At 64.8% G+C, this 10,666-nt stretch carries 5 protein-coding genes and 1 pseudogene; 5 read left to right on the forward strand and 1 reads right to left on the reverse strand.

Going from position 1 to position 10,666, the window contains the following annotated elements; all coding sequences use genetic code 11:
* Positions 1 to 813: 813 nt before the first annotated feature.
* Positions 814 to 3,201, forward strand: a complete 2,388-nt coding sequence (locus KHF85_RS14475; protein ID WP_284567200.1) for a TonB-dependent receptor plug domain-containing protein — start codon at positions 814 to 816, stop codon at positions 3,199 to 3,201.
* Between the two features lie 489 nt (positions 3,202 to 3,690).
* A complete protein-coding gene (locus tag KHF85_RS14480; RefSeq protein ID WP_284567201.1) occupies positions 3,691 to 3,978 on the forward strand; it encodes a hypothetical protein in 288 nt (95 codons plus the stop codon).
* Here the strand turns inward: KHF85_RS14480 and KHF85_RS14485 are convergent.
* Positions 3,968 to 5,482: an MASE1 domain-containing protein gene (locus KHF85_RS14485; protein ID WP_284569562.1), complete on the reverse strand. Its 1,515-nt coding sequence runs from the start codon at positions 5,480 to 5,482 to the stop codon at positions 3,968 to 3,970. The genes KHF85_RS14480 and KHF85_RS14485 overlap by 11 nt on opposite strands.
* 570 nt (positions 5,483 to 6,052) lie before the next feature.
* On the opposite strand from KHF85_RS14485, the gene ybaL reads away from it, so the two are divergent.
* The 3 genes and pseudogenes from ybaL to KHF85_RS14500 all read left to right on the forward strand — a co-directional run bounded on the left by ybaL (position 6,053) and on the right by KHF85_RS14500 (position 10,660).
* Positions 6,053 to 7,732: a YbaL family putative K(+) efflux transporter gene (gene ybaL / locus KHF85_RS14490; RefSeq protein ID WP_284567202.1), complete on the forward strand. Its 1,680-nt coding sequence runs from the start codon at positions 6,053 to 6,055 to the stop codon at positions 7,730 to 7,732.
* 175 nt (positions 7,733 to 7,907) lie between these two features.
* Positions 7,908 to 8,511 (forward strand): annotated as a pseudogene (locus tag KHF85_RS14495) (aldolase/citrate lyase family protein).
* A gap of 28 nt (positions 8,512 to 8,539) precedes the next feature.
* Positions 8,540 to 10,660, forward strand: coding sequence for a TonB-dependent receptor family protein (locus tag KHF85_RS14500; RefSeq protein ID WP_284569563.1), 2,121 nt, complete (start codon positions 8,540 to 8,542; stop codon positions 10,658 to 10,660).
* Positions 10,661 to 10,666 lie beyond the last annotated feature (6 nt).

Genomic DNA, 10,666 nt, shown 5'->3' on the forward strand with positions numbered 1-10,666 from the left:
GATGCGGCAGTAACGGATGGGGGTAGCGGCAGGTTTGGTTTGCGCCACGGCTTCACCGGCAATCCGCCAGGTGGCAGTGCGCCCAGCCTGGCGTGAACGTCCGCATTGATCAGAGCCACATCGCGCAGCAGCTGCGCATCGTGATGTGGATCGCGCGCGTGCGGGGGCGATCGGGATTGTCGCGGTGATCGTTCGTGCCGTCGCTCATCGCGCGCTCCCTCGCCTTATCGTTTCGCCAAGTCTCCAGCCTGCGCCTGCGATATTAAGTCACAAGCCCCATGCCGCCACTGCTCGACGTGCCCTTGGCGCCGATGAGGACATGGTCAGCGGTGGCCATGTCCCGCCACAAGCCCGGGCAGCGACGCCTGGGGCATGACGGCGGCGCCATCCATCGACGCCGGCCACGCGGGAGTTGGTGAGCTGGCAACACGGTTGCGGCGGCCCGTCGGTCAGTCCCGCCGCGGCGAAGCCGTGGAAGGCGGCACCGCGCGGGCCGAAGCGCGCCGCCTCGATGTCCCCCAGTGCGCCCCGCCTTGTGTGAAATGGAACGCGCAGCAAAGCCCGTTTAGGAAGCGCCACCGGATTTTGTCTACAAGCGCCTGGAAAACCTGCATTGCTGGTGCCGCAAGTGTCGCGGCGGTGGTTGCATCTGCAACCATGCGCGCGGATTTAACAGAAAGTTGACACATTCGACATATGCCGGTAATCCATTGTCGCTGCCGCAACGTTCGCCAGACGCGCAACACCCGGGAGGGGGTGATGGCGAATGCGGCGGCGTCGACTCTTTACCCCCATCCTGGAGCCGCCCCGCCAATGACCCGCATGTTCAGCCCTCTCGCCACTGCCATCGCGCTCGCCCTGGCCGCATCCGCAGCGCCTGCGCTTGCGCAGAGTTCTTCCTCCAGCGCACAGACGCTGGATACGGTGATCGTCACCGGCACCCACGTGGCCGACCGCACGGTCGCCGAATCGGCCTCGCCGATCGACATCATCTCGCCGGAAATGCTGCAGTCCACCGGCACCACCGAACTGGCCACCGCGCTGTCGCGCGCGGTGCCGTCGCTGAACTTCCCGCGCCCGGCGATCACCGACGGCTCCGACGCGGTGCGCCCGGCGCAGCTGCGCGGGCTCTCGCCCGACCAGGTGCTGGTGCTGGTCAACGGCAAGCGTTACCACACCACCGCGCTGGTCAACCTCAACAGCGCGCAGGGCCGCGGTTCGTCGCCGGTCGACCTCAACACCATTCCGATCGCCGCGGTCGAGCGCATCGAAGTGCTGCGCGACGGCGCCTCGGCGCAATACGGCTCCGACGCCATCGCCGGGGTCATCAACATCGTGCTCAAGGGCAGCGGCGAAGGCGGCAGCATCGCCGCGCGCTACGGCAAGTACAGCGCCGGCGACGGCGAGCAGTACCAGCTGTCCGGCGACGCCGGCGTCAAGTTCGGCGAGAACGGCAGCGTGCATTTCGCCGCGCAGGCCGGCCACCAGGACCAGACCGACCGCGCCAAGCCCTACGAGGGCCAGGTGCAGCAGCGCTACGGCGACCCGGACATCGACCAGGGCGGATTCTCGTACAACGGCCAGTACAGCCCGGCCGAATACCTGACCTTCTATTCCTACGGCATGCTCAGCCGCCGCGAGGTGCTGTCCAACGGCTACTTCCGCTGGTCCGGCGACAACCGCAACCGCCCGGAGATCTATCCGAACGGCTTCCTGCCGCAGATCTACAACGTCAGCAAGGACATCTCCTGGGTCGGCGGCTTCAAGGCCGACACAGATGGCGGGCTGGGCATCGACATCAGCTACAACTATGGCCGCAACGATCTCAGCTTCGAGGTCAAGAACAGCCTCAACAACAGCCTGGGCACGAGCAGCCCGACCGACTTCTATGCCGGCGCGCTGGAAGTCACCCAGAACCTGCTCAACGCCGACTTCACCAAGTCGCTGGACCTCGGCCTGGCCTATCCGGTCACGCTGGCCTTCGGCGGCGAATGGCGCGGCGAGAAGTTCAACGAATCGCCGGGCGATGTGCCCTCCTACGTCAACGGCGGCGTGCCCTCGGCCAACGGCACGCTGCTGCCGGGCGCGCAGGTGTTCGCCGGCTTCAAGCCCAGCGATTCGGGCCACTACGACCGCAACAGCTATTCGGCCTATGCGAACCTGGAAGGCGACATCACCGACAAGTTGTCTGCCGGCCTGGCCGCGCGCTACGAGAACTACAGCGATTTCGGCGACACCGGCACCGGCAAGCTGTCGCTGCGCTACGCGTTCACCGACAAGGTCGCGCTGCGCGCCACCGCCTCCACCGGATTCCGCGCGCCGTCGCTGCAGCAGCAGTATTTCCAGTCCATCGCCACCAACTTCATCAACGTCACCCAGCCCGACGGCAGCATCACCGCCACGCCGTTCGAGATCGGCACCTTCCGCACCGACAATCCGGCCGCGGTCGCGCTCGGCGCCGAACCGCTGAAGGCGGAAAAGTCGAAGAACTACGGCCTGGGCCTGGTGCTGCAACCGGTCGATGCGCTGTACGTCACCGTCGACGCTTACCGCATCGACATCGACGACCGCATCGTGCTGTCGGAAAACCTGACCTCCACCGCGGTGCGCGACTACCTGCAGGCCAACGGGTATGCCGGCATCGGCGGTGGCCGCTACTTCACCAATGCGATCGACACCAAAACCCAGGGCGTGGACGCGGTCGGCACTTACAAGATCGCGCTGAGCAACAGCAATCTGGACCTGACCGCCGGCTACAACTACAACAAGACCGAGATCGAGAAGATCGCCGAGAACCCGGCGGTGCTGGAGGCGATCGACCCGACCGCGGTGCGCATCGGCCGCGCCGAGATCGGCCGCATCACCAAGGGCGCACCGCGCGACAAGTTCTTCCTGAGCAGCGTGTGGGCGCCGGGCAACTGGGCGTTCACCGCCACCGCCACGCGCTGGGGCGAGTTCACCGACTTCGGCACCACCGCGGCGGCCGACCAGACCTACGCGGCGAAGTGGACGCTGGACCTGGCCGCCAGCTACAAGCTGGGCAACTGGGACTTCACCATCGGCGGCGACAACGTGCTCAACGAATATCCCGACCAGTCGCGCGCTGGCGCCGGCACCCGCACCTACCTGCCGTACAGCACCTCCTCGCCGTTCGGCTTCAACGGTGCGTTCGCCTACGCCAACGTCAACTACAAGTGGTGATGCGCGTCTGCACTGCGTAGCCAATACGGCCTACGCCGTGCACGGAAAAAGCCCCGGCCCGCCGGGGCTTTTTTGTACGCCACGCAGCGCGTGCAGGCGGCAATCGCAGGGTAATAACGCCGGTGCCTGGCGATGAATTCGAACTATCTAGCACAGCGAAACAACCAACGGAAGTTACTTCGGTAGACAGTTTCATGATCGACAAAAACATCTAATGAAATATCGCGAAACTGCGTGTGTTCATCCCATATTTGTCAACAGCTGACCGCTGCGACTCGCGTAATGTGGAATCGCCTGAACGGCAGGCTATTAGACCCTTAGCAGGGGGAAGGAAACGCTATGGAATGGAATATTTCGAAAATCGCGGCACTGGCGTCGGGGGCCTTGCTGTGCTCGCTGTTTGCCACCGGCGCTCATGCGCAGACCTGCTGCCCCAGTGGCGGCGGCGGCAGCCCGATCGCCAGGCAAGGCTTTGGTGAAAGCGTACCGGTGGCAACCAACCTGTCGACCAACCCGACGGTGTACATCTACCAGTTCGAGCGCAACGGGGTGACCTATCTGCAGATGAACGATCCGCATGGGCAGGTACGTGCCGCGATCGGACGCATCGAAAACACCGCCTGGGTGACACCGATGGGCAAGGACGTCGATCGGGTCAGCATCGTCGATGCATTGGACCACAGCCGCGGCAGCGTGGTCTACGAGGCGCGTTACTTCACCGTGCAGAAATCCAGCAGCCCCAGCGGCGACGCCTGGACCGTCACCATCAAGAAGTAACGGCGCGCCGCTGCGACGGTTCGGAGACGAGGAAGCTGATCTTCAACTCATGGCGGCGCCGACAGGTGCCGTCATGAGCTTTGAGCCGGCTCGCCAATTCCCACTCGATCTCTTCCACGCCCCTGCTCGCGTCCTTGCCGAGCAGCAATTCGGGATCGGCGGCGATCGTCACCGCCAGGCCACGCCGGCCACGCGCTTTCCACACGCGCGCCGTGATCAGATGCCGGCCGCCGCGCGGCAGCACCTCCATCGCATTGAGCACGCAGCGATACGCCGCCAGTTGCAGGCCCATCGACAACTGCCGCGACTCGCCGCGCAGCCGCGTCTCCACTTCGGTGTCGCAGGCGTTAGCGAAGGCGACGGAACGCAAGGCGCCGTAGAGTCCATGGGTTTCGATATCCAGCGGATACAGCGCGGCGACGTAATCGTCCATCAGCTGCGCCTGGATCACGCCGGTGCGGTTCATTTCCATGGCCGCAGCGTAGTGGCCGCGCTCTTTCAGCGAGGAGGCGATATCGCGGCGCAGCTTGTTGAGGTGGGTATGGATATCGGTGTACTCGATCACCCGGTTGCGCAGCGTGCGCTCGGCCGACATGTAGCTGGCCTGCGCCACCTGCAGCGCCTGCTGCTCGGCGTAGCCGAAGTGCCGCACCTGGCGGAAGGCGCTGGAAATCTTCGAGCCGAGCACGAACAGGATCGTCGCCGCAACGGCGATCAGCATCTGTACGTCGAATCCCTGCTGGTCGTAGGCGCCTGGGTAGTTCACCCGTGGCAGCGACATTGCAACAGCCAGATTGGCCAGCACCACGCCGACCGCCGAGCCGCGCCAGCCGTAGGACAGGGTGAGCCAAGCGCCTGGCACCAACAACATCAGCAGAACGAACTGGTGCATCAGACCCGACGTCTCCATGGCCAGCACGAAGATACCCGACACCGCCAAGACCGCGATCGCGGAGTCGCGCAACAGCTTGCTCGGCATGAATCTATCTGTCTTGCGGCACAACCAGAGCAATGCCGGCAAGATGAACATCAAAATACCCAGATAGTTGCCTATCCAGTACCTGACGCTGGTTTCCAGGGTGACGAAGGCAGCAGGCCCATCCAGCATGGCGTTGACCGCCTTGTTGACCAGCAGGCCCCACAACGCCAGGCCCACCGTCAGCAACGGTAACCAGCGCTGCACCGCCGACGAAGCGACAAAACGACTGCGGAACGCCCATGGCAGCAACGCGAACACCGGCGCCACCAGGAACGGGCTCAGGTACGCCCATACCTCGCTGACCCCATCGTGGCTGGCCATCGGCGCACGCATCGTCAGCAACGCGGCGGCATCACCCAGGAACACATAGGGCCAGAGCCGATAAGGCAGGAACAGCAATGCCGCTGCGCGCAAGCCGGCCGGCAGGAACCATTGGTCAACCGACCAACGCCAGACGAACATGTAGAGCGCGCAATAAGCCACACTCAGAAGGATGCCGCCAGCGATTTTTTTTAGTGTAGCCATACCACCTTGATCCTTGGCAGGACGGTTGATTGGCGCAAACATACAGCACGGCGCGAACCCGCACAGTAGACAGTTTGCCCAACGCAATACGGCGGCAACGCCTTGCGCAGCGCGGGTTTGCGGGGATCGCAGAGATGCTGGGACACGCTTCTCATTCAGCCTGGCAGCTGGGGTCGGCAGATTTTGCCGGCCGTGCGTGTCACGCACCCGTGAGAGTGGCGCCGCTATTGGGCCGGCAGGGCATCAGGCGCTTGTCCCATGGGGCATGGCGGCGCAGTGTCGGCCTTTTGTCGGAGCGGCGCGGCTTTACCGCAATAGGACGGCACGGCCGTCGCCGGGCGTAGCAGGCCGGGGCGGGGCAATGGGAACGCGACGCCTGTCTGCCGCAACGCACGCTCGCCGTGCGCTGCCATGGGTCCGGCAGCGGCTCGCCGTGCGGACCGCAACATCCGCATCGGGCGCCAACGCGAAACCTGCGAAAGCGCCATCCCATACATCGGCCGATGCGGCGGATTTGCCGATAAAATCCGCATCAGCGACACTCCTTGCAATCTTGTTCCGCGAATCTGCATGCATCACGACACCAGTCTCATCGACATCATCGCGGTCGGACTCGCCCTCGCCTTCGTGCTCGGCACCCTCGCCCACCGGCTCAAGCTGTCGCCGTTGGTCGGCTATCTCGTGGCCGGCATCTGCGTCGGTCCGTTCACTCCCGGCTTCGTCGCCGACCAGGGGTTGGCCAACCAGTTGTCGGAACTGGGGGTGATGCTGCTGATGTTCGGGGTCGGCCTGCATTTCTCGCTCGAAGACCTGATGGAAGTGAAGTGGATCGCGATCCCCGGCGCGCTGGCGCAGATCGCGGTGGCCACCCTGCTTGGCTGGGGGCTGGCCTGGAGCATGGGCTGGCCGACCCTGCACGGGCTGGTGTTCGGCCTGGCGCTGTCGGTGGCCAGTACCGTGGTGCTGCTGCGCGCGATGGAGGAGCGGCGCCTGCTGGAAACCCTGCGCGGGCGCATCGCGGTGGGCTGGCTGATCGTCGAGGATCTGGTGATGGTGCTGGCCCTGGTGCTGCTGCCGGCGTTGGCCGACGCGCTCGGCGGCAAGGGCGCGGGTACCGGCGCGATCCTCGGCGCGCTGGGCATCACCCTGCTGAAGATGGCCGCGTTCGTTGTGGTGATGCTGGTGGTCGGCCGCCGCGCGATCCCGTGGGTGCTGGAGAAGGTCGCCGCGACCGGCTCGCGCGAGCTGTTCACGCTATCGGTGCTGGCGATCGCGCTGGGCGTGGCGTTCGGCTCGGCAACCCTGTTCGGGGTCTCGTTCGCGCTGGGCGCGTTCTTCGCCGGCATGCTGCTCAAGGAATCGGAACTCAGCCACAAGGCGGCCAGCGATTCGCTGCCGCTGCGCGATGCGTTCGCGGTGCTGTTCTTCGTCTCGGTCGGCATGCTGTTCGACCCGCACATCCTGCTCGAGCATCCGTGGCAGGTGCTGGCCACGTTCCTGACCATCACCGTGGGCAAATCGCTGGCCGCGTTCGTGATCGTGCGTGCGTTCGGCCATCCCAGCGGCATCGCCCTGACCATCTCCACCAGCCTGGCGCAGATCGGCGAGTTCTCCTTCATCCTGGCCGGACTCGGGGTGAGCCTGGCGATCCTGCCCGAGACCGGGCGCGACCTTATCCTGGCCGGCGCGCTGCTGTCGATCGTCGCCAACCCGCTGCTGTTCACCTGGCTGGACCGCTGGCAGGCCCGGCAGGCGGTGGAAGCGCCGGTGACGCTGGAGACGGAACTGCCGCCGGGGCCGTCGCTGGACCTGGTCGACCACGCCATCGTGATCGGCTACGGCCGGGTCGGCAGCACCCTGGCCGCGGTGCTGCGCGAACGCGGCGTGCCGGTGCTGGTGATCGACGACAACCGCGAGCACGTGGAACGCGCGCATGCCGACGGCATCCCCGGCATCCGCGGCAGCGCCGCCGCCGACCGGGTACTGGCCGAGGCGCATCCGGAAAAGGCCAAGATCGCGATCCTGGCGATCCCGCAGCCGCTGGAGGCCGGCGAGGCCCTGGCCAAGCTGCGCGCGCTGAATCCCGGGCTGACCCTGCTGGCCCGCGCGCACAGCGATGCCGAGGTCAAGCACCTGCTCGAACACGGCGCCGACGGCACGGTGATGGCCGAACGCGAGCTGGCCTATTCGTTGGCCGAGATGGTGATGGCGACGCCGCCGTACCGCGCCATGCGTACCGCACCGGGCTGAAGTCGGGCGGCAACCGCGCGCAAGGCACCTCACGGCAGCGCGGAGCCTGCCAGTGTGCCGCCCATCACAATACGCGCCTACACGAATGCAACAGCGTCGCTTCAAAAATACTTGATAATCATTATCGTTTAAGACAGGATTGCAGCCCCTCCCCCAGCCCCGCTCGCCCACCCCTATGGCTTGCAAGATCGGGTTGCTCAATTCGGTGCCCAGCCCGCTGCTGTGCGAGATGTTCGGCCACCTCGGCTACGACGTCGCGGTGCTCGACCTGGAGCACGTGCTGCGCTCGCCGGCGGAACTGGAACACGCGCTCCGCGCCTGCGAACTCAGCGGCTGCGAAGCCTGGGTGCGCGTGCCCGAGGTCGGCGCCAAGCTGATCGGCCGGGTGCTCGACGCCGGCGCGCGCGGCGTGGCGCTGGCCGACTGGGTTGAATGCACGCGGCACGGCGTTACGCGTGGTGCCGGTGATGCAAAGCGCGGCCGGGGCGCGTGCGCGGCCGCGGATCCTGGAACCACCCGGCGTGTCGCTGGTGATGGAAGGCGCGCTGAACCTGAACATCGGCCCGCAGCGGATTCATCCGCAGGTGTGGACGCAGGTGTTGGCGATCACCGCGGTCTGCGTCACCGCCAGCATGCCGTTCTGCCCCAATCCGCGCGACCCGGCACGGCGCCAATGCTGGCTGGCACAGCCGAACCTGCAACGGCTATTCGCCAGCGAGGACCGCGCACTGTTGCAGGCCACGCTGGGCCAGCACGCCACCGACCTGCATCCACCTTGATTTTTCGTTCCCTGGAGTCATTCCCTTGATCGCTTCGTTTCCACAATCACTGCTGACCATTTCGGTCGCGGCCGCGCTGCTCGCACCGTTCGCGACCATGGCACAAGAGACGCAGGAAGCACACAGCGCCGCGGCGCGGATTCACCAGCTCGATACCGTGCAAGTGCAACACAGCCTGCTCGGCCGTTCTACCGCACAGGACGTGCAACATTACGCCGGCAGCCGGCAGGTGATCAGCCATGACCAGCTCGCCAATGGCGCCAACCGCTCGATTGACGACGCGCTCCAGCACGTGCCGGGAGTGAAAATCCTCGATGAAACCGGAACCGGCGTGCTGCCCCAGATCATGGTGCGCGGGCTATACGAAAGCCGCAGCGGGCGCGTGCAGGTCTTGATGGACGGCATTCCACTGTCATTGGCACCCTATGGTCAGACCAGCCTCTCACTGTTCCCGGTGACACTTAACCAGATTGATCGCATCGACATCGTGCGCGGTGGCGCGGCGGTGCAATACGGCCCCAACAATGTCGGCGGCGTCATAAATCTGATCAGCAAACCCATTCCGGAAAACTGGACCACCACGCTGGGCGAAAGAATCACCGCCGGCGGCAATGGCAAATTCCTGCGCGATACCTACCTCACTACCGGCGGCTACCTTACGGCGAATTTTGGTATGCAGCTGGATGCCGACTGGCTCAAGGGACAGTACTGGCGGGATCACAGCGACACCGACGTGAAGAACTTTCGCTGGCGTGCCGAATGGTGGCTGGCGGACGACAAAATACTCAAAGCCAGCGTGGAGCGTTACCTTGCCGACATGAACCTGGCCGGGGCCCTGTCGGCCGCCGACTACGAGCGCAACCCGCGCCAGTCCACGCGACCGCTGGACGATTTCACCGGTCGCACAACGCGCGCATCGCTGGTTTACGAGCAGAACCTGGGTGCCTGGGGGCCTTTTGACGACTCGCACTTTTCGTGGACGAACTTCGACTGGACCTCCGAGCGCAACTTCATGTTCGGGTCGCGCCTGGCATCCGCCGAATCATTCCGCCCCGATCTGCCGCCACAGTTGTACAACGACGGGCCGCGCAGCTTCGACGTCTACGGCACCCAGCCACAACTCGCCCTGCACGCGAACTCAGGCGGGGTCACCCAGCTATGGACCATCGGCACGCGCATCGAACGCGAACACATCGGGTATCTCGCGCAGGCCACAGAGCTGGACAACGGCGTTTACACGCGGTTTCGCGATTGGCAATTCCATAACCGCGCGTTCGCTGCCTTCGCGAGCAATAGCATCGGCTTTTACGACGACCGACTGATGGTCACTCCAGGCGTGCGTTACGAGCATCTTGATTCGGACTTCACGGATCGCATCTCGGGCAAGCGCTACTCCAACGATATCCGCGATCTTCTTCCCGGAATTACCGTCGGCTATCAAGCCGACAGCCAATGGTATTTCTATGCCGACGCGCAGCGTTCGCTGCGTCCGCCGCAGATCACGATGATCGTCTACGGCAATAATCTGGAGTCGGAGCTTTCCTGGAATTACGAAGTCGGCACGCGCTACACGCCCACCGCAAGCACCAGCATCAGCGTCGATCTCTATCGCATCGATTTCGACAACCAGATTCAATACAACAGCACCACTGCCAGCTACTCGAACCTCGGCAAAACCCGCAACCAGGGTGTCGAAGTGCAGCTGGAATGGAGCCCGGCATTCCTGCGTGATCTGAAGTTCGACGCCGGCTATTCCTATCTGGACGCGGCGCAGAAATCAGGGAAGTACATGGGATTCCGGGTGCCGTATACCTCACGCAACCAGGTGACTCTCGGCGCCACCTACGCACTCAGCGACACCGTGCTCGCACTCAACGGCTACTACTTCAGCGGCGCCTTCAGCGATGCCGCCAATACCCAGCGCGAAAACGCCATCGCCACGGTCGGCGCATTGCCCGCCTACTGGGTCGCGAACACGCAGATCACCCGCACGCTGACGAAGCGTGGCAGCAGCGTCCTGAAAGGCTCGCTGGCGGTGAACAACCTGTTCAATCGCCACTACTGGTATCGCGGGATCGATACCAGCCCGTGGGGTCGCGAGCCCGCGCCCGAGCGCACCGCCACGCTCGGCCTCGAACTGACTTTCTGAGGAGTG

It is taken from the genome of Xanthomonas graminis pv. graminis (assembly GCF_030168915.1).
GTDB lineage: Bacteria > Pseudomonadota > Gammaproteobacteria > Xanthomonadales > Xanthomonadaceae > Xanthomonas_A > Xanthomonas_A translucens.